This window comes from Pseudoalteromonas sp. SCSIO 43201 (genome assembly GCF_023716725.1).
GTDB classification, from domain to species: Bacteria; Pseudomonadota; Gammaproteobacteria; order Enterobacterales; family Alteromonadaceae; genus Pseudoalteromonas; species Pseudoalteromonas peptidolytica.
This window is the reverse complement of record NZ_CP072684.1, coordinates 726,866-749,518: the sequence shown is the minus strand read 5'-3', so window position 1 is coordinate 749,518 and position 22,653 is coordinate 726,866. Positions and strand designations below refer to the sequence as shown.

20 protein-coding genes are annotated in these 22,653 nt (G+C 42.0%); 12 read left to right on the top strand and 8 right to left on the bottom strand.

Features of this window, described 5'->3' with window-relative positions; translation table 11 throughout:
- Positions 1-94 precede the first annotated feature (94 nt).
- The 3 genes from J8Z24_RS19880 (at position 95) to J8Z24_RS19870 (ending at position 2,954) form a co-directional block, all read left to right on the top strand.
- The gene (locus tag J8Z24_RS19880; protein ID WP_241651568.1) at positions 95-706 is read left to right on the top strand and encodes a DJ-1/PfpI family protein; all 612 of its coding nucleotides are present in this window, start codon (positions 95-97) and stop codon (positions 704-706) included.
- A gap of 721 nt (positions 707-1,427) precedes the next feature.
- On the top strand, positions 1,428-2,303 hold the full coding sequence (locus J8Z24_RS19875; protein ID WP_176032759.1) for a hypothetical protein: 876 nt from the start codon (positions 1,428-1,430) through the stop codon (positions 2,301-2,303).
- 171 nt (positions 2,304-2,474) lie between these two features.
- Positions 2,475-2,954: a hypothetical protein gene (locus J8Z24_RS19870; protein WP_252095710.1), complete on the top strand. Its 480-nt coding sequence runs from the start codon at positions 2,475-2,477 to the stop codon at positions 2,952-2,954.
- 90 nt (positions 2,955-3,044) lie between these two features.
- On the opposite strand, the gene J8Z24_RS19865 is transcribed toward J8Z24_RS19870, so the two are convergent.
- A complete protein-coding gene (locus J8Z24_RS19865; RefSeq protein WP_147390394.1) occupies positions 3,045-4,253 on the bottom strand; it encodes a porin in 1,209 nt (402 codons plus the stop codon).
- Between the two features lie 484 nt (positions 4,254-4,737).
- Here J8Z24_RS19865 and J8Z24_RS21925 point away from each other — a divergent pair, with 484 nt between their 5' ends.
- Entirely contained in the window at positions 4,738-5,055 is a 318-nt protein-coding gene (locus J8Z24_RS21925; protein ID WP_128730193.1) for a DUF6693 family protein, read from the top strand.
- Positions 5,056-5,305: 250 nt separating this feature from the next.
- On the opposite strand, the gene J8Z24_RS19860 is transcribed toward J8Z24_RS21925, so the two are convergent.
- On the bottom strand, positions 5,306-7,339 hold the full coding sequence (locus J8Z24_RS19860) for a S9 family peptidase (RefSeq protein ID WP_252095709.1): 2,034 nt from the start codon (positions 7,337-7,339) through the stop codon (positions 5,306-5,308).
- 428 nt (positions 7,340-7,767) lie between these two features.
- Between J8Z24_RS19860 and J8Z24_RS19855 the strand changes: the two genes are divergently transcribed.
- Positions 7,768-8,115, top strand: a complete 348-nt coding sequence (locus J8Z24_RS19855) for a helix-turn-helix transcriptional regulator (RefSeq protein WP_147390397.1) — start codon at positions 7,768-7,770, stop codon at positions 8,113-8,115.
- 205 nt (positions 8,116-8,320) lie between these two features.
- Here the strand turns inward: J8Z24_RS19855 and J8Z24_RS19850 are convergent, their stop codons facing one another.
- Positions 8,321-9,361 (bottom strand): methionine synthase, encoded by a 1,041-nt coding sequence (locus tag J8Z24_RS19850; protein ID WP_252095708.1) that lies wholly within the window; start codon positions 9,359-9,361, stop codon positions 8,321-8,323.
- Positions 9,362-9,488: 127 nt separating this feature from the next.
- Positions 9,489-10,466: a DUF1852 domain-containing protein gene (locus tag J8Z24_RS19845; protein ID WP_252095707.1), complete on the bottom strand. Its 978-nt coding sequence runs from the start codon at positions 10,464-10,466 to the stop codon at positions 9,489-9,491.
- A gap of 435 nt (positions 10,467-10,901) precedes the next feature.
- Between J8Z24_RS19845 and J8Z24_RS19840 the strand changes: the two genes are divergently transcribed.
- Positions 10,902-11,714 carry a sulfite exporter TauE/SafE family protein gene (locus J8Z24_RS19840; protein WP_147390399.1) on the top strand — a complete coding sequence of 271 codons (813 nt, stop codon included), beginning with the start codon at positions 10,902-10,904 and terminating at the stop codon, positions 11,712-11,714.
- Between the two features lie 234 nt (positions 11,715-11,948).
- Here J8Z24_RS19840 and J8Z24_RS19835 read toward each other — a convergent pair whose 3' ends face one another.
- Positions 11,949-13,046, bottom strand: coding sequence for a linear amide C-N hydrolase (locus J8Z24_RS19835; RefSeq protein ID WP_252095706.1), 1,098 nt, complete (start codon positions 13,044-13,046; stop codon positions 11,949-11,951).
- A gap of 445 nt (positions 13,047-13,491) precedes the next feature.
- On the opposite strand from J8Z24_RS19835, the gene J8Z24_RS19830 reads away from it, so the two are divergent.
- A complete protein-coding gene (locus tag J8Z24_RS19830) occupies positions 13,492-15,180 on the top strand; it encodes an amidohydrolase (RefSeq protein WP_252095705.1) in 1,689 nt (562 codons plus the stop codon).
- 262 nt (positions 15,181-15,442) lie between these two features.
- The gene (locus tag J8Z24_RS19825; RefSeq protein ID WP_147390401.1) at positions 15,443-15,841 is read left to right on the top strand and encodes a nucleotide triphosphate diphosphatase NUDT15; all 399 of its coding nucleotides are present in this window, start codon (positions 15,443-15,445) and stop codon (positions 15,839-15,841) included.
- A 44-nt stretch (positions 15,842-15,885) separates the two neighbouring features.
- Here J8Z24_RS19825 and J8Z24_RS19820 read toward each other — a convergent pair whose 3' ends face one another.
- The 3 genes from J8Z24_RS19820 to J8Z24_RS19810 are packed head-to-tail and all read right to left on the bottom strand — an operon-like array spanning position 15,886 to position 18,666.
- On the bottom strand, positions 15,886-16,692 hold the full coding sequence (locus J8Z24_RS19820) for a heme ABC transporter ATP-binding protein (RefSeq protein WP_252095704.1): 807 nt from the start codon (positions 16,690-16,692) through the stop codon (positions 15,886-15,888).
- A gap of 1 nt (position 16,693) precedes the next feature.
- Complete coding sequence (locus tag J8Z24_RS19815) at positions 16,694-17,749, bottom strand: FecCD family ABC transporter permease (RefSeq protein ID WP_125252647.1); 1,056 nt, start codon at positions 17,747-17,749, stop codon at positions 16,694-16,696.
- Complete coding sequence (locus tag J8Z24_RS19810) at positions 17,749-18,666, bottom strand: heme/hemin ABC transporter substrate-binding protein (protein WP_176032764.1); 918 nt, start codon at positions 18,664-18,666, stop codon at positions 17,749-17,751. The genes J8Z24_RS19815 and J8Z24_RS19810 overlap by 1 nt, the downstream gene beginning before the upstream one ends.
- 62 nt (positions 18,667-18,728) lie before the next feature.
- On the opposite strand from J8Z24_RS19810, the gene J8Z24_RS19805 reads away from it, so the two are divergent.
- From J8Z24_RS19805 to J8Z24_RS19790, 4 genes are all read left to right on the top strand, one after another.
- Entirely contained in the window at positions 18,729-19,469 is a 741-nt protein-coding gene (locus tag J8Z24_RS19805) for an energy transducer TonB (protein ID WP_176032765.1), read from the top strand.
- Between the two features lie 15 nt (positions 19,470-19,484).
- Positions 19,485-19,988: a MotA/TolQ/ExbB proton channel family protein gene (locus tag J8Z24_RS19800; protein WP_176032766.1), complete on the top strand. Its 504-nt coding sequence runs from the start codon at positions 19,485-19,487 to the stop codon at positions 19,986-19,988.
- A complete protein-coding gene (locus J8Z24_RS19795) occupies positions 19,981-20,388 on the top strand; it encodes an ExbD/TolR family protein (protein WP_176032767.1) in 408 nt (135 codons plus the stop codon). Before J8Z24_RS19800 ends, J8Z24_RS19795 begins: the two co-directional genes overlap by 8 nt.
- A 150-nt stretch (positions 20,389-20,538) precedes the next feature.
- Complete coding sequence (locus tag J8Z24_RS19790) at positions 20,539-22,647, top strand: TonB-dependent receptor domain-containing protein (protein WP_176032768.1); 2,109 nt, start codon at positions 20,539-20,541, stop codon at positions 22,645-22,647.
- Positions 22,648-22,653: the final 6 nt, after the last annotated feature.

The following is a 22,653-nucleotide window of genomic DNA, read 5'->3' as shown; positions in this document are numbered from 1 at the left end:
TTGCACGAGATAGTTATGTCAAAATTACTCGAGAATTCAGCCGCTAACTTTGGCTAGAAAGTGTGAGGTGGGTTACATTTACAGCAATAAGGATATGAATATTATGTATAAGGTTGGTATTGTTTTGTTTGATGACTTCACCGATGTAGACTTCTTTCTGATGTACGACTTACTTGGTCGCACAGTGGATAGCTGGACGGTGAGTATACTGGGAACTAAGTCTGAACATCATTCTCACCTTGGCATAGAAGTCAAAACTGATGGACATATTTCAGAGGTGATAAATCAAGATGTGGTGCTTATCACTAGTGGTAAACGCGGTATTCCAGCAGTTTTGCAAGATACAGAGTTTATGTCAGCGTTGGATCTTAACCCAAACACACAGTTAATTGGCTCAATTTGTGCCGGTTCATTTGTTCTTCATGAACTTGGTTTGCTAAAAGGTAAGCCATTAACAACCAATCCTGATGCAAAAGCTGCGCTTGAAAGCATTGGAGGAGACGTTCAAGACCAACCTCTTGTAGTGCAAGGGAATATAGCAACTGCTGGTGGTTGTCTTTCACTGATGTATTTAATCGGTTGGCTGGCTGAGCGATTATTTGACTCAAACAAACGAAAAGCCCTACAAAACCAATTAATACCCGCTGGGCAGTCTGAGCTGTTTGAAACGCTCATTTCTAAAACCATTAAACAAGCAGAGCTGTAAAGCTCACATGGTAAATATAAGAGTGAATAAATAGCGACGGAGAGTAATACCAATTTGAAGGAGTAAATCTGACGCTAACAGTGTTAAAAATTTCTTATTTAGAACAACTAAATAGCAAAATTTTTGCCTTGCCTACACGAATGTAGGTACTTTGGCGATAGCAGGACGCGGTAGCGGGGTTATCGACAAGATTTTCTCGCCTCAAAATAGGCTACTTAATTAAGAAAGCTGGTATAACAAGTTAGTTAGCGCAACCACTGTAATTTTAGTGCTCCTATCTGACTCGGCAAAGCGTTGTTATGTGTGCCCACTTTTTCCCCTCTCTATCAAAATGAAGCAGCGTTATTTGGCTGTTGTTATTTTGTATTTTTGATCTTTTCTACAATTTTTAACGGCAATATAGCTATAAATAATATTTTATTTATGACGGTTGCTTTACTTATTTCTTTGGTAACAGGCAGGCTGAATAGAATCAATTATTTTAAGGTTAAGTTGTTTTTCGCTTTCAACTTTTTGAAAAGTATAGATAACTTTTTATTTGTTGATGATTAATTACGATGCCTATATTGAAAATCACAATTTGTGTTTGATGTGTAACAGCGTTTGCAATACGTACCTTTTGTGATAATAATAAGTTAAGAAAGTGATTTATTTGCTTCTTTGTAGGTGCTGCGGTGTTAAATGTAGCGCATGTGATAATAAACAATAATAATAAGACGCTATGAAAGAAAAAGTGCTATTTTTTATATGTGGTCTGGTGGTGGGTTATGTCGCACTATCCATATCAGGAACTCAATTTGGCCATAACCCCGCTGAAACCGCTACTCATTCTGAAATGAATAACGACAGTACTAATAGTCAGTTAGACCAGTTGTTAAATGAAAATGCAAATTTAAAAGCCCAAATTAATACGCTAAAAAGTCAGGTTCACACTTTGTTAAAAAGTGATGGTCTGGATGTTGGTACTTCTTCAAGTACTGCGACTGTGCAACATATCAATGATAAAGAAGAAGCTAGTGCGGCCAATCCATTCGACAATTCACAACAGCAAAATCAAACAAATCAAAAAGATATTTTTAATGCAATAGCGAACCATAGTGTATTACCAGTGTCTCGCAACCTCTCACATCAACTAGCGCTTGATGAGTCGGTAAGCACTCAGCTTGAGCAACTGTTGCAAGAAAAAGCGCAAAAAGATTACCTTGCATGGCAAGGAGCAAGCGAGGGTGAACAGCTACCCAAAGCGCAAGTTAATGCGCAGTTAACTGAAAATGCTCACGAATATACTGAAGCACTTCAAGAGCTACTTTCTGAAGAACAGCTAAATAAATATATCGAGTTTGAGCACCAACAAGCAAAGATTGCTATGGAACAAAGGCAACGTACGCTCCAGCAAACTTTGGGCAGTGTAGAGCTTGATGACTTTCAGAAACAAGAGGTTATTAGGTTGTCAAAAGAGCTTTATTCATTAGGTGAAATTGGAGTTGGTAACGTTGGTAGTCCATATGGTACGAACTACATTTCAATTAACTATGAAAAACTAAACGAATTAAAAGATCTGTTTACCGAAGAGCAACGTGCAAAACTGGGTATGTAATGCAATATGCTTGATAAATTATATATTCGATTAGGTTAAAACTATTTTAAGTGTATACCTCTCTACCCTATTTTAGGCTGGTTGATTTTATCTTTTTAAATTTGATCAACTTAAAACATTAAGTCAGAAATTATATCTGATTATATAAAATAAAAACAATTAAGGAAAAATATGAAATCAATATACACAATCGCAGCCGCTGCGATGACTATAATCGCAGGTTCTGCTGAAGCTTACCGCGATGAGTGCCCAACAGGTGGATACTGGGAAGAGGTAGTAAGAAATGTTCGTGTATGTGACACAAGGCAAGAAACCTATACTGTGACACATAAAACATGTAACTATAATGGGGTTCTGCATCTTGGTCACTTATGGGAGCAACCTAATAGTTATTTGTCACCAACAAAATTTGTCTGGGACACACAGCATGTAATATCAACTTGTCCTGCTACTAACTATAAGACTGAGTCAGTGACCTATTGGTATAACAATTCATGGGGTGGTCAGTCTATGGGGCAGGCAAATTATACCGGTTGGTTGCACTTATTGTCAGAGAGTTCATACACAACGGAACATACACGTACGGTTGAAACAAACTGTCGTACCGAGCAGCGCACAACTCGCGTATTCCGTTGTGGCTTTGAGCCGTAGTTACATGAGCTAATTCGGTAGATAGTGGGTAGAGGCTTTAAATTAAGCCCCTGCCCACATTTGTTTGATGAACAAAAATCTCAGGTGAAATTACAAACTGTAATGAAAGCCAATGGCAATACCATCGTCTTCGGTTTGCGACATTTGCGCTTCTTGCGCTGCATTTGTACTTGAGAAGTCACTAAAATCTTTACGTGCTTCTATGTATAAAATGGTGTCCTCACTCATTAGATAGTGCATACCAAGTACCGCAAATTGACGCTTAAACACATCGTTTGGATCAGCATTAAAATTAGGTTGAATGACGTAGTCATCACCGGCATCAAACACGTTGTATGCAATAAAAGCACGGATGTCATTGTCAAAACGATAACTAATTAACGACTCCACTCCAACCGCATCTTTGATTAAACGTCCTAAATTGTCAGTGTCGTGATTTTCATTCTTGTTGATATTTGCCGCACCGTACCAGCCGGGTTGAGAAAAGTTACCGTAGGTGATCCCAACGCCATAAATTAAATCTTCAACTGACTGGTTTCTGCCACCGGCATAGACAATATCAAATTCGCCTCGGTTAATACCCGCTGTGAGCATTAAATTCTCAGTTGCCGAGTAAGTGAGAGCTGCTCCATAGGTCGAGTTAAACTCTACCTTTTGTGCTGCATTATTACCCTGGTTAAACAAAGCTTCACATTCGTTAAGTGAAATATCCACGACGTCACAGGTATAAAAGTCATCAGACTTTAATTGCGCTTGAACAGCGAAACTGAACTTACCATAGCTGTTACGGTATTGTAGTACTTTATCACCACGGCCAGTACCATTTATAGCACCATCATCTTTGTTGTATGTATAAACACCAGCTGCATTGCCATCCCACACTAAGCTATAGTTTGTGCTATAGACTACGTCGTACCAAGCACCCCATTGTTTACCCAAGGTGATTTGACCATAATCTTCATGCTTAACGCCCACATAGCCTAATCTATTGTATAAGAACTCGTCTTGTATAGATTCAAAACGGTTGTTATAAACAATATCACTACTTCCTACAGGATTAACTCCCCATTCCAGAAGCGCAAAAGCTTGCCAGTTATTTTTTAACTGGCGTTTGAAATCAAAGTTAATGCGTGATGCGCCATTTACCAGTTCACTTTCGCCTTGTGTATGAATAATCCTAGCATCGATAAAGCCACCGACAGTGACGCTGTTTTGCTCATCTTTATATAGCTCGATAGCAGATACGGTTGGAATTGTAGTCAAGCTCGCGATAAGCATCGCCGCACGTGTTCTTTTCATAGATTACCTTGTTAAATTTTGTAACTGGATAGGTGCAAATAGGCTAAAACGCGTAGCTTATCAAAGGCAAAATATAGTGAAAAGTGGAAAAATATAATTAAAATAATTTGGTTTGAGGAAAAATTATTCCTTTTTGCTTTATTGTTCCCAATTATCAATTAGTTAATGCAAAATGTCTGGACTGGTCGGACATGTGGTTATTCTATACTTTTACTTTTACTTTTACTTTTACTTTTACTTTTACTTTAAGTTTTATCCTAGATGATGAAAGAAAGTTGCTACTCACACATTTTTGCTGTCACCTGAAACAGCAAAAGTAGATATGTTTTGCGAAATTGGAAGACCTTTGATGGGGAGTAGCGTTACTGGTGTGATATCTGAGTATTAAATTTGTTTTGGCGTTAAAGTTCTTGCTACTCTAACGTCTTACCAGAATGAAGAAGGCTTTATTTTAGTATTAATTAAACATTAAAAAGGATAGTAAATGAAAATTCAAGCGCATATAGGGACACTCGATATTTTGGGTCATTTGATACTCTGGTTTGTTCTGATCCTGATTACATTCGGCATCGGAGCATTCTTTTTCCCGTACTCATTTTCCAAATTTATCATCAACCGCTCAGAGTTAATTGATGAGCAGGGAAGGTCGAGAAAGATGATTTGCCATACTGACTTATTTGGCAATTTAGGCCACGTTATTTTATGGATAATTATCTCAATTATTACCTTTGGAATTGGCTATGTCTTTTATTTTTACAAGGTCTGGAATTATTCGTTGAATAACACTTCTGTTGAGCACTAATAAACTTGAAGCGCTATAAGAAATGAGTTCAGTGCTTTAAATCTATTTTTAATAAGCACCCACCAAAAGCTGAACTGGGCAGCGATTGGTGGTAATGCCTGTTTACCTCAATACTTGTTCAAAATGAAACTTATAATCGAGCTGTACTCGATCAATATCAATATTGCTGATGCCCTAGGATCTGCAAGGTGAACCAGTAGAGCGTGCTAAATCGATTTATAGTTTCATCTTTTGGACAAGTAAATAGTACTTACTTTTTGTATTTTTCAAACCAAGCTAAGGTGTGTTCAATCTTACTGATCATCCGAGAAGGACGACCGGCTATTCCATGCGGTGCCCCTGGAATTTTCACCATGACAGAGTCGACTTTACGTAGCTTAAGTGCTTGATAGAATTGCTCAGTTTCAGCCATTGGTGTACGTAAATCTTCTTCACCAGTCATTAGCATAGTAGGGGTGGTTACATTGCCAACGAGCGAAAGTGGTGAGCGTTGCCAATAATGGTCTACATGTTCCCACGGCATACCCGGAAATTGCGTGGGGATCTGGCCCAGGCCACTGTCAGCACTAAGCACTTTACTGAGCCAGTTGATCACAGGTTTGACTACAACTGCTGCGTTAAAGCGGTTAGTTAGACCTATCGCGTACGCTGTTGCGATACCGCCAGCAGAGCCACCAGCAATAAACAGGTTGTCTTTGTCAATAAAGCCTTTTGCAATCATGGCATCAACGCCAGAGTTATGATCGGCAAAATCTTCTTTTGAGCTGTATTTGTATTTTAGCAGCATAGCAAAACGCTCGCCGTAAGAGCTACTGCCTCTGTGGTTGTCGTAAAATACGACATACCCTTGTGCAGCGTAACGCTGTAATTCTGCGGAAAAATGAGGGCCATAAGCTAAATGCGGACCACCGTGGATCTCTAGCAGCAAAGGGTATTGCTTTTGCGGGTCAAAATTGGGAGGCGTGATGTACCAGCCTTGAATTTGTTCTCCATCGAATGATGATTTATAAGTGATTTCATGCACTTTACCAAGGGTTGTGTGTGCCAGCAGATCCTCATTTAAATTTGTTAACCGTGTTACTTTACCCTTTCTTGTGGTGACGGCAACATCCGCAGGACGCTCACTGGAACCTTGCGTAAATGCAATATTACCACTGAAATTCGCACTAAATTCACCACTCAAATACGGGCGACCCAGCGTTGTACCAGACACTGTATCTGTGATGTCGCTAATTTTACCTTTCGTGTTGATGCTCGCGAGCTTTCGCTTGCCATGGTCATCATAACTAAAAACAAGCCTGTCTCTGCTGATCCATCTTGGAGCTTGTATTGAGCGGTCAAAGTCCTTCGCAATCATATTGGAGGTTTTGTCCCCCCAATTCATGATGTTAAGCTTACTATTACGGTAAGGGTTTAACTCGTTTGATGTACTGAGATAAGCCAACTGTTTACCATTTTTGGAAAAGCTAGGGACATATTCACGACCAGGATCCGAGGTAAGCTGCGTGATGTTACGCTTAAAATCAACTTCGAATAGGTCACCTTCTAGACGCTTATATTCCCAGTCTGCGATGCGGTTTGCCGAAAACACAATTGCTTTAGAGTCTGCTCGCCAAGCCAGCTTTCCACCGTGATGATAGCTTCCTGAGGTTAGTTGACGCGGTGTACCGCCTTCGCTTGGAAGTACAAAAATATGGCGATACCCAGGTTTTATTAAACCTTTACCGTCAGCTTGATAATAAGCTTTATCAATGACAATAGCTGGATCTGACCACTTTGCACCTTTTGGCTTTTCTGGCATTTTAGCAATGACAGCAGGTTTTTCTGCAACTTTTTGGCTAAAAGCTAGCCACTTTCCGTCAGGTGACCAAGTTAACCCACTTATTCCCGATTGCAGTTGCGTTAGCAGTGCTGTGCGGTTTTGTGCAACGTAATGGACATGGATTTGAGTGCTGCCAGATAGGTTGCTGACAAACGCTAATTTAGTACCGTCAGGCGACCAGCTAGGCTGGCTATAATTATGTTCATCGGAAAATAGCGGTGACTGAGCGCCTGATTTGGTGTCCACTAGCCATAAGTTTTGGCGCTTAGCGTCTTTCATCACGTCGTTGCTGTTACGCACGTATACCACTTTTGTTCCGTCAGGTGATATTTGTGGGTCGCTGGCATATTCCAGTTCAAAAATGTCTTTAGCCTGTAATCCTACTTCAGTCTGCGCGACTGTTGGTAATGCAGCGCTAGCCAGTAAAGTGCAAATAAGCGTCTGTTTTAATCCAAAAGGCATATCGCCACCTGTAATTTAGTTTTTATAAAGAATATATAGTTATGCAGCTAAAACCTTATGTCACTCAATACTCGATAGAATGAAATAAAAACTCGACGTGTTAACGGTAATAGCAATGGTAGTGACTAAATCTTGAGGAGTAATTTAAGCGAGCTGCTGCGCTATCAATTCATGTGGCTGTGAGAGACTAGGCTCTGTATAACAATTAAGCTGCTGTAAAAACGAACTTACGAGGTAAACAGACTGAAGAAGAAATAAACAAATTTATTGTTCTAAACATGACTGTCCAACCGTTCGTTTTACTATGATCTCTGTGTTAGTCTGCTATTGGCATAATGATGACGTAAAGCTGTCGCATAAATGACATCACTAACACAAGGATTTCTCCCGATAATAGTTAATATCGCTTTGTACCGGAGAAAGTAATTATGGATATGAAATTAGATAATGCAAAAATAAAACAACTGAGAGAGTCCAAAGCTTGGAGCCAAGCACATTTAGCTGCCGTGAGTGGAATTAGCTTAAGAACAATTCAGCGAATAGAAAAGACAGGCAGTGCTTCTCCTGAGTCGGTTAAATCTCTATGTGCGACCTTCGGTATCCAAATTAAAGAAATAGCCATTGCTGACAACCATCAAGTTGAGCGTCCAAGCTGTCATGTAAAAGCTGGTCATGAGAAGCAACCTAATAAGGTAACTACCAAAGTGATGAATAAAAAAGCCATGATGGCTTCATTTGTGCTCGCATTTGCGATCGCGTTTCTACTGACTGCCTAGCGTTTACCAGCCAAAGTGGCGGTAAGGGTGAGCTAACAATCTTTGCTTTATGTGGTGTAGCGCTATTGTAAGTATGTTGGTTCACACGGAGAATGAGCACAGATAGTTGTTCTGTAGTGGTATAAGTTGCGCCACAATCATTCCTTGACGGCGGCACATAAGCTTGAATTTATCTTATCGTTGGCGCGATGATCAACGTTACATCTTAAGCTGACTTTTTCGCTAGCAATTCCTGGCGTACGAGTTCAGCCCCAGCGCTCAATGCTGCTAGCTTACCTCTTGCGACTTCCCGAGATAGCGGTGCCATGCCGCAGTTTGTACAAGGGTATAGTTTGTCAGCATCAACAAACTCAAGCGCTTTTCTCAGTGTGGCGGCAACTTCTTCTGGCGTTTCAATGGTGTTGGTTGCAACATCAATGGCACCAACCATTACTTTCTTCCCACGGATCAAGGCTAACAAATCGATGGGGACATGAGAGTTATGGCACTCCAATGAAATTATGTCGATATTAGATTTTTGTAGTTTTGGAAATGCTTCTTCGTACTGGCGCCACTCTGAGCCTAACGTCTTTTTCCAATCCGTATTGGCTTTGATCCCATAGCCATAGCAAATATGAACGGCAGTCTCACACTGCAATCCCTCTATTGCTCGCTCTAACGCTGCAATTCCCCAGTCGTTAACCTCGTCAAAAAACACATTGAATGCAGGCTCATCGAATTGAATAATATCAACCCCTGCGGCTTCAAGCTCTTTGGCTTCTTGGTTTAAAATTTTGGCAAATTCCCATGCAAGCTTTTCACGACTTTGATAATGCGCATCGTACAAAGTATCTACCATTGTCATCGGCCCAGGTAATGCCCATTTTATAGGCTTATCGGTTTGACTACGTAACAGCTTTGCGTCTTCGACAAAAACTGGCTTTTGACGGGTTACGGGTCCTACCACCGTTGGGACACTAGCATCGTAGCGGTCACGAATCTTTACGGTTTGACGATGCTCAAAATCTACACCACTTAGATGCTCTATAAAGGTGGTCACAAAATGTTGGCGGGTTTGCTCGCCATCACTCACAATATCAATGCCTGCAAGCTGCTGTTCTTGCAAAGCAATACGTAACGCATCGTGCTTGCCGTCAATCAGTTCGTCACCGCCTAATTTCCAAGGCGACCATAGTGTTTCTGGTTGAGCAAGCCAAGCAGGCTTGGGTAGGCTCCCCGCTGTGGAGGTCGGTAGTAATGTTTTCATAGTCAATTTTTCCATTTTCTCGATGAGAATACCAATTATCTTAATTAAGTAACCTAGCTCGTTGTTATAAATAGGAATTTTCAAATGTAGTTAGCGTCAAATTTATTCAGTATTAAGACAACGGGTATTACACAGCGTAATTTGCTGACCACTGCTCAAGTAAGCTTTGGTAAGGTTTGATAAAATATTCCTGCGCAAAGCGACCCTGCTCAATTGCCAGTCGGCTGCGCTCTTCACGGTCATAGACAACTTGGGTAATAGAGTGATCTTGATTTTTTAGGTTTGGTTTATAGTGTTTCCCAGCCACCGCATTGGCGTTATAAATCTCAGGTCGATAGATTTTCTGGAACGTTTCCATGGTACTGATGGTACTGATCAGCTCAAGGTTTGTGTAATCATTTAATAAATCGCCAAAGAAGTAAAAAGCAAATGGGGCAACACTATTTGGTGGCATGAAGTAGCGTACTTGTAGGCCCATCTTTTTAAAGTATTGCTCTGTTAAGGAAGATTCATTTGGGTGATATTCATAGCCAAGTACTGGATGCTGATTTTCTGTACGGTGGTATGTTTTGTTATCAGACACACTCAAGCAAATTACAGGTGGCTTATTAAAATGTGTTTTGTAGCTGTCAGAGTCGACAAAATATTTAAAGAGCTTGCCATGAAGGTCGCCAAAATTATCAGGTATGCTGAACTGAGGGCGATCTTTGTTGTGGTCAAGTAGTAATACACTGAAGTCATAATCGCGCACATAAGAAGAAAAGTTATTGCCGACAATACCTTCAACTCGTTGGTTCGTTTTGTGGTCAATAATATAAGTCTTAAGCACCTCAATCGACGGGAAGGTTTCACCACTGCCCGCAACGTCAATATCAACAGACACAATCTCTAGCTCCACAGAGTAACGGTCGCCAGTTGGATTATCCCACTGTGCAAGTGCGTTAAAGCGGCTATCAATCATTTTTAACGCGTTACGTAAATTTTGCTTACGGCTCTCACCTCTTGCTAAGTTGGCAAAATTAGTCGTGAGTCGTGTGCTGTTAGACGGGTGATAGTTCTCATCTAGGTAAATTTTTTTGATGGTAAAAGTAAACTCGTTATTCATAATCGCTATCCATTGTTTATACGGGCTTGCTCGACGAATAACCTTGACAGCACCTGGTTAAGATACAGAGCGTTGCACGAGGTACTGAGACGGTGCCGAGCGTTGAGTGATGTAAAATTTATACGTGGATCAGAGCATGAAGAAAAACGGTTTTATTTCACATAAAACATGAGTCTGATTCATAAGCATGCCCAATTGATGCAATTTTTCCCAAGCGTTACTCATAAATTTGAGCGATTTCACATAAAATCCAATGGGATGTCTGGGTGTTTAGGTGTCTAAGTGTCTGAGTTGCAATTAACTCATGTAAAACATGAGTAATCTTCAATACTTATCTTCAGTAAAATCACCAATAACAGTGCATCATATTGATATACTCGCCGCACTTAGGGAACAAACCTGAGTGTTACGGTTTAACTAAAAGAGATAAATGGAATGAGTGAGTTACTGTTATTGTTTGTATTTTGCGCTCTGTTAGGAAGTGGAGTGGGATTTTTAGCTGGATTGTTGGGGATTGGTGGCGGATTAGTCATCGTCCCAATATTAAGTGGTATTTTATTGTATTTTGAAGTGCTACCCGCAGAGCAAGTGGTTGTAGCTGCCGTTGCCACTTCGCTGGCTTCTATTCTTTTTACATCGACCTCATCTGCAATTGCGCATCATAAAAATGGTAATGTGCCATGGGGAGTTGCGCCTTGGATAATGGCTGGTGTTGCATTAGGTGCACTGATCAGCGGGTTTTTGGCCGCATTACTACCAGAAAGCGCTGTACGGGCTGTATTTGCGCTGAGCGTGGCACTTATTGCGTTCAAGATGCTGCAAAGTAGTAAAAACACAAAAGTGCCTGATAGACAGCTTCCAAACAAAGCAATCCTCACCTTACTTACAAGTATCACAGGTGGCTTATCGGCCATGATAGGAATTGGTGGGGGAGCACTGTTGGTACCATTACTCACATATTTTTCTCTTGATATGAAAAAAGCCATTGGCTGCGCCTCGGCGTGTGGCATTGTTATCGCGCTTTTTGGATCTATTGGCTACATTAGCGCGGGAAGTGCCAACTTCACTTTTGCGGATGGCTTTGCTGGGTTTGTGTATTTACCCGCATTGGCAGGCATTGTATGCACCTCTTGGTTTACTGCACCGCTTGGCGCAAAAGCGACTCATCACCTTCCTGTTACGACCATTAAAAAAGTGTTTGCAGTTTTGCTATTGGTCATGGCTTTTAATATGGCACTCAATTATTAGAGCCCGTTGATCTTTTAGGTTTGTTTTTTGCAGCAATTTAATTGGTATTTATACAAGGTGGAGCCTGCGTAGCATAGATGACTCTATGTGACTCAGGCGATAAAGGCGTTGTGCACCTATAAAATCATCAAACCCCACATCCTGTGGGGCGACACAGTAGAAGTGCCAATCAAGCACTGTTTACCGAAGGGGTGTCCCACTTCAAAATAGATCACTACATTTTACTGACGTGTTCTATTTTTTAAATGGATCAACTGCTGCTTCAAAATGCTTATTGAGTTTGCCATTGCGGCTACTATTAACAAAATTACCCGTAGGAGCTTGATGTATTAACGTAAAGGCGCTCACGGGGGTTTCAAACTTAAAGTTCGCTAAGTTAACCCAAGCAATATGTGGTGTTCGAGCATTACAAAAGTAATATATCTGGCTTCTATGCGCAGCAATGCTTGTCCATAATGTGTTGGATATATTTGGGCTAGCACTACTTATAAAGTTATAGCCATAGGGTACCGAAGCATTCGCAGCAACCGTTCTTGCTTGCGCGACGGCATCATGCTCATCTTTTGGTGTATCTAAATGGTTGAGATAAAAAGTGGCGCGCTCGAACCGGTCGGTTGAATATGGGCCGCCGGGGATGGTATGACTTGGGTAGTTGTTCTTTTCACTCCATTGCCATAGCCAATAATCATTAATTTTAAGCTGGGCTGCGTAACTAGGTTCATTGGTGGCAACGCGATATGCAGTGCTATGATAAATGTTAAATAAGCCATCATTGACTTCAATAATTGCTGAGTCACCGCTGATATCTGAAATTATCAAATGTAATGCGGCTGTTTTTCCTTCGCTATTAGGCACCTCCGCTCCTACAATTTGAATATCTTGCTTGTTAAACGTATCCACAACTTCTTTAACCAGCACAAACTTGTCCAATACGTATTGGAGCCAGCGTAACACGCTTAGTTGTTTCTTTTTGCAATCAAGCTTACCGTATGAGGCTCCTGAGTCATACAACACATTTGCGACTAACCCCACCGAGTTCATACCATCTGACGCTGCCCATCCACTGCAATCATCTCCAACCATGGCAACAACACTATCATAAGAAGATGTCCAAGTTAGTGGATTATGATGAGCTTCTATTTTTGCACTAAGTGCTGATATTGGCTCTAGGCCTGACTTTTTGAGCCCTTTTTCAAATACAAATAGACTGGTCGGCAATGTAAACATCCAATCCATGTTTCGAGCAGTAGCTAAGTTGGCACCATCCCAGTTATTAAATACTCGAGTACACATAATGACCTCACAATAATGATAAACAATTTCCGTCCTCATATTAGTACCACCTGCAGGTTTCGCATATTACACAGTGTTACAACGCATTACGGCTACCTTTGGGAGTGAAAAAAGTCGTTTGATTAATCAGGCAGTTTGCTTTTGGCTATTGCTCAACGTGGTGTGCACAGGCTACTTTAACGACTAAAATACAAAAAACACGGCACCTCTTTGTGGCTTCTACCACATCATATAAGTTGCCACTATATTAATAACAATTAGACTTTATAACGGCTCAATTTGAAGGCGTAAATCTGACGCTAACGGCGCTAAAAATTTCTTATTTAGAACAACTAAATAGCAAATTTTTGCCTTGCCTACATGTATGTAGGTACCTTAGTGATAACAGGACGCGGTAGCGGAGTTATCGACAAGATTTTCTCGCCTCAAAATAGACCACTTAATTAAGATAATTTTTATAAAACACCGTATTCGAGATCTTGTCATGATAATCACATTAACGGCTGCAGCCTTAAGTTGTACTCTTTCTGGATGTGCTGAGTCCCCTTTGATGACCGAAGAGCTTCAGTCAATAGCCACTCAACATGCCGAGCAGGTGTTTAGTAATGCCGCTATTTATACCGTCACTAAATCTCATCCGTGGGCACAAGCGATGGCTATAAAAAATGGGAAAATCATGTACGTAGGCAGTATGGATGGCATACAATCCTATATTGGAGACAACACTCGTGTACACGACCTAAAAGGAAAAATGATCTTGCCAGGTCTGCATGATGTTCATATTCATCCTCTAGAATCAGCCTCAAACGCGACACATTTTACGGTGTCGCAATATGACACCGTTGCAGGTTATCAGGATGTGCTTGTGCGAGCCGCTACTGAGCACCCTGATGCTAAATGGCTGATAGGGTATGGACATAATATTGATACGCTACTGGAGTTGGCTATACCGCCAAAAATGTTGATAGATGAAGTAATTGCAAATCGACCTGTGGTTATCATGGAGCAGACCTCTCACTCTATGTGGGTAAACACCAAGGCACTTGAGTTTGCCAATATCCATGCGCAAAGCCGCGATCCAATTGGCGGGGTAATTGGACGCGATGAGCTAGGAGACACCGATGGTATCTTGTATGACAACGCAGGCAATATCGTGATGGATCTTGCGATGCAAGCACAGGGGGATGAAAAGCTCAAAAACTATGATGGTTTTGTCGAATATACGCAACCTACGTTACTAAAACACGGTATTACCTCTATCAGTGATGCTCGTGTGTATTGGCAGCGCGGTCAGCTTGATACGTGGCAGCAGTTACAAGCTGATGGTGCGTTACAAGTACGAGTCAGTCTAGGGCTTTGGGCTTATCCACAGGCGAATGATGAGCGTCAAATACGAGCACTTAAGTCAATGTATAACGTCACACCAGACAGCATGCTGAAAATAGATCAGATTAAATTTTATATGGATGGTATTTTGATTAATACCACCGCGGCTATGAAAGCGCCATATCATATTGATTTGTTAGCGCGGAGTGAAAATCGTGGCTTGAATTATTTTACACAAGCGCGATTAGAAAAGTATTTAAAGGCGTTAGAGCCGAGCGGCTTCGATTTTAATATTCATGCCATTGGTGATAGAGGAGTACATGAGGCACTAAACGCAATCAGTACAGCATCTAATGGTAAAGCTCGACATCGTCTTACTCATGTTGAGGTTATTGACCCCAGTGACTACAAAAAGTTTGCTGAGTTAGGTGTGATAGCTGATGCGCAAGTAGCAGGTGAATTTGCACAGCCCTCGCACTGGCAGGAAATGCAGCCTCTACTGGGGCGAAAGCGCGCTGGCAGCCTAGTCCCTATCAAGGGCTTACTCGATCATGGCGCAATGCTGACACTCAGCAGTGACTGGAATGTCAGTACATTGAACCCATTTGTTGGGATTGCGAATGCGATAAGTCGTCAACCTGAAGCTATTTCTTTAGCACAAGCTATTGCGGCATATACGATTAACGCGGCATACGCGATGCGCCAAGATGATATAGTGGGTAGCTTAGAAGCCGGAAAGCAAGCTGACTTTATTATATTGCAAAATAACTTGTTCGAGTTGACTGCAGAAGAAATCAAAGCAACGAAAGTCGAGCAAACTTGGGTCAATGGTAAGCGCCGAAACTAGCAAGATTTATGCTGTCGCATGTAATGCCATTTTAACCAAGCTAAGCCTTACTTGTGGGATAAAATACTCGTTTTCACAAGCGTTAGGGAGAAATAAGAACGTAGATGTGAATTAGCACAGTGCCAATGTCGTGTTGTTATCGTCAGGTTTGCGTTTCAAAAATAACGTATGGACTGTGTGGTAATAGTATAGAATGTCACAGTTGAGGTTAACTGGCCTTAACATTGAGCAAGTATTAAGCGAATTGGCATAAGGAAAAGAAATGGAGCAAGCAGTACGCGTTGGAGTTGGTGTAATCATCATGTATAAAGATAAAATCTTACTTGGTGAGCGCATAGGCGCACATGGTGCCAATACATGGGCGACCCCTGGTGGGCATTTGGAGTATGGGGAAACCATTGAAACATGTGCCAAAAGAGAAGTGCTTGAAGAAACAGGCTTGAACGTAGTTACCGTAGAAAAACTCGGCTTTACCAATGACTTTTTTGCGCAAGAGCAAAAGCATTATGTGACTTTGTTTGTGAAAGCGACGTGTGATGATCACCATGCACAGGTAAAAGAGCCAGATAAATGTAAGCATTGGCGGTGGTTTGCATTGGATGCGTTGCCGCAGCCTCTGTTTTTACCTTTGACCCATTTTTTAGCCCAGCACAAGCTATAAACATGAGGAGCAGGCCGGTGTTGACCAGCCTGCTCAAATGCTCATTACAGTGCGGTATTGAGGTCAAACTCCCTAGAAACACCTAGCGTCGGCAAAAATGTCTCGGATTGAGTTAATTGTGCTTCGATCCCATAGGTTTTGCGAAGCTGCGCTTTATTCAACACGTGTGCAGGTGCTCCCGATGCAACAAGTTTTCCTTTTTCTAGCAGATATACGGTATCGGCAAAACTGGCTGCAAGTGCCAGATCATGGACTACAGCTATTACACCCGCGCCTTGTTTTGCAATGCTTTGTGCTAGCTTCATGACTTGATATTGGTGGTATAAATCCAGACTGGCTGTCGGTTCATCAATCATCAAATAGCATGGTTTTTTTGCGTCTAAACTTGGCAGTAGCTGGCAAAGTACCCGAGCAAACTGTACCCGCTGCTTTTCTCCCCCTGAAAGTCGAGTAAAGCTGCGCTGTGCTAAGTACTCAACAGATAAAATTTGCATCGCTTTTTTAGAGTAGCGGCGCAATGAATCCACAGTATGACTCTCTTGATGGACATAGTGAGCCATATCTACAATTTCTTGTACACTAAATGGAAATTCACAATCATACTGCTGTGTAAGCACTGCTCGCAGATGTGAAAGTGACAAGCTGTCTATGTCGTGCAACCTTTGCTGGTGGTAGGTGATAGTGCCTTCGCTCAAGGTTATATCGCCACATAGCGCTTTTAGCAGGGTTGACTTTCCTGCGCCATTTGGGCCGAGGACAACTGCAACTTCACCGGGGCGAATAGCAAAGTCGATACCACTGAGCAGTGATTTTTTCCCTACTTGTACACTAACTTTGTTGGCAATTAACATTTTACAGCTCCTTCAAACGATATGTTTTAACCAGCATAATGAGAAAAAATGGGCCACCCAGTGCACTGGTAATAAGGCCTATTGGTAATTCAGAGGGAAGAATGAGAGTACGCGCAAGCAAATCGGCTAAACATAATAAGATGGCACCACCAAGCATTGAAGCGGGCAATAAATATCGATGATCAGGGCCGATTAACAAGCGTACTATATGTGGCACGATAAAGCCGACAAAGCCAATTATACCAGTTAGCGCCACTGCGGCACCTGTACACAAAGCGGTAAAGGCGAACACTTTCTTTTTTAGACTAACGACATCTACTCCCAAATGCTTGGCTTGTTGCTCACCTAATAAGTACAAGTTGAGAGGCTGCGCTAAACGGCTGAAGCCAAAACAACATGCCAGCATCAAACACAGCGAAGGAATGATCATCTGAAAGCTGTTTCCAGCAAGCGACCCCATGCTCCAAAAGGTGAGATCACGTAACTGCTGATCTGAGCTAATTAAGGTTAAAATACCTATTACAGCGCCGACAATCGCATTAACGGCTATTCCCGCTAACAAGAGGCTAACAATCGTAAAGCGATTGCCTTGACTAGATAACCGGTAGATGATGCTACACACACAAAGGCAGCCTAAAAAGGCACCAATTGGCACGGCATAAATTCCGTAGTAAGCGGTAAAGTCACTAAGTAATGAGCTTCCAAGCACGATAGTACTAATTGCACCAAGTGCGGCACCACTTGAAATGCCGATTAAGCCCGGATCGGCAAGAGGGTTTCTGAAAATAGCCTGCATTGCAGCGCCACAAGCACCAAGCCCTGCTCCAACAATAACAGCAAGTACGAGCCTTGGCATACGGATCTGCCAGATCACCGCTTGTTCTAGGGTATCTTCATGACTCGAAAAAAGAATAGCGATTAGGCGCTCATAGCTGATGTCTACTCCACCTACTGTCAAGCCAATTACACTAACCAAAACACAGCCAACAGCAAGTCCTGCAATCATCCATTTTCTAGCGACATCTGCGGGGATCAAAGATTGCTCTAGTGCTAGCATTATAGTGACTCATTTACTGGTGCTGACTGAGCAGCTCGGAATCGGTAATCATTTGGCAAAGTGGTGTTAGGGTGGAGTAATGTCGCCAGCTCGACCACAGCTTGAGGTGTACGTGGACCCATACCAAGCAAGTATGTTCCGTCGATTAATAAAACTCGGTTGTTTTTTACTGCATTTGAGAATTTAAAGTGAGGCACTTGGCTTAAATCCGTCGCTTTTTGATCGCCATGACGCCCCATACTAATAATCACATCAGGGTTCATCGCGATAGCTGACTCAGTTGCTAACGGCTTCCAACCCTCAAAATGTGTGGCTGCAACATTGATCCCTCCTGCTGCGGTGATCACCTCATGTGCTGAGTTTCCTGCTCCTGCAACAATTGGCTGACCACTGCGAAGACTTAATACAAATAACACTTTTGGTTTGTGGTCGACTTGCTCAAGCACGTGTATCAGTGCTTTTCTATCAGCTTGAATATAGTCAATAAGCGCTTGGCCTTTTTGTTCAACAGCTAGCAGCTGTGCAACTTTGGCTATTTTTGCCTCCACACCTGAGAGATTGTCATTCTCACTAAAAATGTGTGTCTGTAATCCAGTATCTTGGAGTTGTTGTAACACTTTGTCTGGGCCTGTATCGGCTTCGCCAAGGAGGAGATCTGGATTAAGTGACAAAATTCCCTCGACATTAATTTTTCTTACATAACCTATTTGTGGTTTTTGGGTGGCAACAGCTGGGAATACACTTGTGCTATCTACACCTACAATGCGCTTTTGCTCGCCAAGCGCATAGATAATCTCAGTGATAGAGCCGCCAGAAACGACAATCTTTTGGTCACTTTCATCAGCAAAGACTGGCTGCTGCAATGTGGCACAGGTAAGTAATCCAAAGGTCAATAGTGCTGTAATTTTAGCTTTCATTACAAATCCAAACTTGTTATATTTATTGCGAATAGTAACAGTTATCATTTGCTTTTATCAATATGAAATTTATTCTCTGTATTGCAGTGTCCATATTTCTACATGGTTTGTGGTGGATATCGCCAGCTAGTGTGGAGCCGCAGTGGAGCGCAGGTGTCAGCGCCCATGAGGTAAGTAAAGTAACTACACCTTTGGTGCTTTCGTTTTCTTCTCCAACACCAGTAACAGCGTCTAAGGCTGTGTCTCAGGCAGTATCATCTCAGTTTAAGGGCGTTACTCATGCACTAAAAAAAAGCCAAGACAGTGAGACTGAAATAAAATCAGAAACGGCAGCGGTATCGCAAGCGCAGGAAAAACCAGTTAAAACTACAACACCAGACGACATACAAGTTGCTAATAAAACGGAACAGATTGAACCCGTGAAACCTGTGGCAGCTCCTATGGAGGAGCCTAAGCACACGACCCAACAACTTGCAACGGCTCAGCGACCGAGCGAAATCAGTAATAATGACAATACCCCAGTACGACTCAGTAAGTTGCCGCTATTTAAAGCGCCAAGACCCGCTTTGAGTTATCCGCTTAGGGCAAGGCGTCGCGGTCTTGAAGGCGTTAGTATTTTTGAGATTGAACTGAATCAAGAAGGAAGGATCACCAATTTAACGTTAATTAAAAGCAGTGGATACCAAAGTCTAGACACCGCTGCTCGGCAAAATGTTGAGCAGTGGCAGTTTCATCCAGTTATTCATAACGGTAGTGCGGTAAAGGCCTTATTCACCGTACCTATTAAATTTTCTCTATCTTAAAGTGAGTATAAAACAATGCAGTCGTGGTTTTCTCAACTTGGGCCGATGCAATGGCCGTTTCTTTGTTTATCAATTATTGCGTTTGCCATCATCATTGAGCGTTGCTGGGTGCTCAGCCAAGCATGGATAAAGGTGCGTAATATTAAGCAAAATAAACAGACTTTCAGGGATCAACAACGTGCCGCATTATGCTTGCAAGAGTATGTTTTTGAATGGCGAAAGCGCTTAGCGATGTTAAGTATTATTGGTACTTTGAGTCCGCTGATGGGACTGTTTGGTACTGTATGGGGGTTAGTATTGATGTTTAAAACAATAGCTAAAACCCAGCAAGCGGTAACACCTGCACTCTTGGCTGACGGACTGTGGGAAGCCATGTATTCGACAATGGCTGGATTGGCTATCGCAATGCCATGTTTACTCGTTTATGGGGTATTGCAAGCTGTGGTGGATCGATTTCAAAGTGAATTAACACTGTGTATGAACGCCCAACTTTTATCGACGGGTGAAGCACATGCTTGAATTACCAGCTCCGAAAGCCCAGCATCTTGGCGCCGATCTGACTGCGTTGCTAGATGTATTATTTATCGTACTTGTGTTCTTACTACTCAGTGTGGCGGTGAAATTAAATGTACTTGAGGTGAACTTACCCAGTGCCGGCGAACAAGCTGAAGTTGAATTGAAGCAAACCCCCAAGGTTGTGAGCCTATTGCTTAGCAATGATGAAGTGAGTTACGCCATTGATGAACAACCCTTTAGCGCTGAGCATACTTTAGTGCAAGCGCTCGCGCATCTAGATAATTCCGAAACTATTTTTATTGCGGTAGATAAACATGTACCGAGTGAAGCCCTGGTGTCGTTATTTGCAAAACTAAGCGAATTAAATATCCAAGTTGCAAATCTAATTGTTAAAAGCGAATAAAAATAATTACCATTTAGGTTTGGGTGTGTTATATTGCGCCGCGAAAATCATACTTCACTGAGGAAAGCCTGTATTTATTCTATGGGCATTAGGGACAAACAGGGGCAGAGCTGAAGTATGAATACCAATAACGACACTTGGAGTATTCTTATGCGTTTATCTAAATTAACTCTTTTCATCGCGCTTGCAACTTCTGCCACCTGGGTGCAAGCAGCTTCTTCTGCTACTCAATCATCCGAAGTAATAAAAACCGATCTTGATGCAGTTACGGTAACTGCCACTCGTACACAAAAAACAGCTTTACAGTCTGCGCAGGCAGTGAATGTTATTTCTTCAGAGCAGATTGAGCGTAAGCTGGACAGTAATGTGTTTGATACCCTAGACACCATTGCAAACGTTTCAGCGAATGGTGGGCCAAGATCGACGGGTCATAAATTTAATATCCGTGGTTTTAGTGACGCAGAGGATGTAATGGTTACCATCGATGGTATGTTGCAGACTTTTGAAAAGTATCGCATGGGAAGCTTATTTACAGATCCTGATCTCTATCGCTCCATTAGCATTAAGCGCGGTACTAGTACAGTACTGCATGGTGGCGGAGCGCTTGGTGGTGTTGTGCAATTTGAGTTAAAAGATGCAGCTGACTTTTTGCAAGATGGCGAATCTGCGGGAGCTAAAGTAAAACTAGGCTATGACAGCAATAATGAACAAAAAAATGGTTCAGTTGTAGCTTTCGCAAGGCCCAATGACTCATTGGATATTCTTGGCGCAATAGTCAAGCGAGAGAGTGATGATTGGGAACTTTCCAATGATGAAACGCTAGAAAACTCTGCGATTGAAAATAGTTCTGTATTGCTCAAAGGGGAGTACTTTGTTAGCGATGATGCGATTATAGGCGCAAGTTATACACAAACCAAAGACGACCAAAGAACTGAGTTCAATACCACAGATCCCGGCGCATGGGGCACAGTATATCGTGAAGTTGAACAGTCAGTTGCTAACCTCAGCTATGAATATAACCCCGCTAACAATGCGTTAATTGATTTGAGTGCCAAAGTTGGCTTCACCAGCAGTGAGGTTACCGAATCTGATGGGGTAGGGATGTTAAAAGATTATATCGGTATTGAGTCAAACTACGAATACAATATCACCACCTTAGATGTAATGAATACCAGTGTCTTAGGGTCACATACTGTAACTTACGGGGTGCAGTATACCGATAAAGAACGAATTGGAGAAAAGACTGCATTACCTTGTCTAAAAATTAATTATGAGACGTATGCTTGTGAGCAATACGGCACTACTCCAACTACTGCTGAGATGACATCACAACCTGGAGGCACACAAAAGCGCTCTGGTGTGTATATTCAGGATGAATTTAATTGGCAGCAACTTACCGTGATTGCAGGGCTTCGTTATGAGCGTTACAGCACCTCGCCAACTGCTAAATTTCAACAAGCTTTTTCAACACTGGATACTAAATTGACACACAGCGACTGGGCAGGAGCGCTCAGCGTAAACTATCAATTGACGCCACAATGGGCCGTATTTGCAAACCGCCAAGAAGGTTTTCGAGCTCCTCTAATTGACGAGTTGTATGACCAATATGGAGGCAGGCAGCCAGGCTTAGAGTTGGACGTAGAATATAGTAACAACACTGAAGTGGGTGTGACTTATCAGGCAAATAACATACTTACAGACAACGACACATTAACCGCACGTTTTATTTACTTTGATATTTCGGTGGATGATGAGATCACATCAGTCACCAGTAACGTTATAAACCCTGTCCCTGCACCGCGTTATGCTAATAGGGCAAGCAACGACAGAGATGGTGTTGAGTTAGAAGTGAATTTTGCAACGCCACGTTTTTACAGCAACTTTACCTATAGTGATATTGATGGCGAAGATCAAAATAACGAACCACTTTGGTATTTACCAGCTGATAAAATCGCTCTGGATTTAGGTACATCATTGTTTGATAACTCACTACAGGTTGGCGCGCAAATAGTGCGACGTGGCTCGCGCGATGTACAAGTGATGGACAGAGCAACCCGGCAATATGCTACACAAACGCAAAAGAGTTACACCCTGACTGACTTGTATGCAAGTTGGGACATTAATAGTGCTTTTAACCTAAGAGTAGCCATTGATAATGTCTTTAACAAAGAATACAAACTTATGGCTGGTACAGGTGGTGGCATTGGTGACTATGGCTTTGGCCGTAACATTAAAACCCAGATCAGCTGGCGCTTTTAAGGAGAG

Excerpts from the sequence above, each read along its gene's own strand:
- J8Z24_RS19880 (WP_241651568.1), top strand. The coding sequence starts at position 95 with ATGAATATTATGTATAAGGTTGGTATTGTTTTGTTTGATGACTTCACC.
- J8Z24_RS19875 (WP_176032759.1), top strand. The coding sequence starts at position 1,428 with ATGAAAGAAAAAGTGCTATTTTTTATATGTGGTCTGGTGGTGGGTTAT.
- J8Z24_RS19870 (WP_252095710.1), top strand. The coding sequence starts at position 2,475 with ATGAAATCAATATACACAATCGCAGCCGCTGCGATGACTATAATCGCA.
- J8Z24_RS19865 (WP_147390394.1), bottom strand. The coding sequence starts at position 4,253 with ATGAAAAGAACACGTGCGGCGATGCTTATCGCGAGCTTGACTACAATT.
- J8Z24_RS21925 (WP_128730193.1), top strand. The coding sequence starts at position 4,738 with ATGAAAATTCAAGCGCATATAGGGACACTCGATATTTTGGGTCATTTG.
- J8Z24_RS19860 (WP_252095709.1), bottom strand. The coding sequence starts at position 7,339 with ATGCCTTTTGGATTAAAACAGACGCTTATTTGCACTTTACTGGCTAGC.
- J8Z24_RS19855 (WP_147390397.1), top strand. The coding sequence starts at position 7,768 with ATGGATATGAAATTAGATAATGCAAAAATAAAACAACTGAGAGAGTCC.
- J8Z24_RS19850 (WP_252095708.1), bottom strand. The coding sequence starts at position 9,361 with ATGAAAACATTACTACCGACCTCCACAGCGGGGAGCCTACCCAAGCCT.
- J8Z24_RS19845 (WP_252095707.1), bottom strand. The coding sequence starts at position 10,466 with ATGAATAACGAGTTTACTTTTACCATCAAAAAAATTTACCTAGATGAG.
- J8Z24_RS19840 (WP_147390399.1), top strand. The coding sequence starts at position 10,902 with ATGAGTGAGTTACTGTTATTGTTTGTATTTTGCGCTCTGTTAGGAAGT.
- J8Z24_RS19835 (WP_252095706.1), bottom strand. The coding sequence starts at position 13,046 with ATGAGGACGGAAATTGTTTATCATTATTGTGAGGTCATTATGTGTACT.
- J8Z24_RS19830 (WP_252095705.1), top strand. The coding sequence starts at position 13,492 with ATGATAATCACATTAACGGCTGCAGCCTTAAGTTGTACTCTTTCTGGA.
- J8Z24_RS19825 (WP_147390401.1), top strand. The coding sequence starts at position 15,443 with ATGGAGCAAGCAGTACGCGTTGGAGTTGGTGTAATCATCATGTATAAA.
- J8Z24_RS19820 (WP_252095704.1), bottom strand. The coding sequence starts at position 16,692 with ATGTTAATTGCCAACAAAGTTAGTGTACAAGTAGGGAAAAAATCACTG.
- J8Z24_RS19815 (WP_125252647.1), bottom strand. The coding sequence starts at position 17,749 with ATGCTAGCACTAGAGCAATCTTTGATCCCCGCAGATGTCGCTAGAAAA.
- J8Z24_RS19810 (WP_176032764.1), bottom strand. The coding sequence starts at position 18,666 with ATGAAAGCTAAAATTACAGCACTATTGACCTTTGGATTACTTACCTGT.
- J8Z24_RS19805 (WP_176032765.1), top strand. The coding sequence starts at position 18,729 with ATGAAATTTATTCTCTGTATTGCAGTGTCCATATTTCTACATGGTTTG.
- J8Z24_RS19800 (WP_176032766.1), top strand. The coding sequence starts at position 19,485 with ATGCAGTCGTGGTTTTCTCAACTTGGGCCGATGCAATGGCCGTTTCTT.
- J8Z24_RS19795 (WP_176032767.1), top strand. The coding sequence starts at position 19,981 with ATGCTTGAATTACCAGCTCCGAAAGCCCAGCATCTTGGCGCCGATCTG.
- J8Z24_RS19790 (WP_176032768.1), top strand. The coding sequence starts at position 20,539 with ATGCGTTTATCTAAATTAACTCTTTTCATCGCGCTTGCAACTTCTGCC.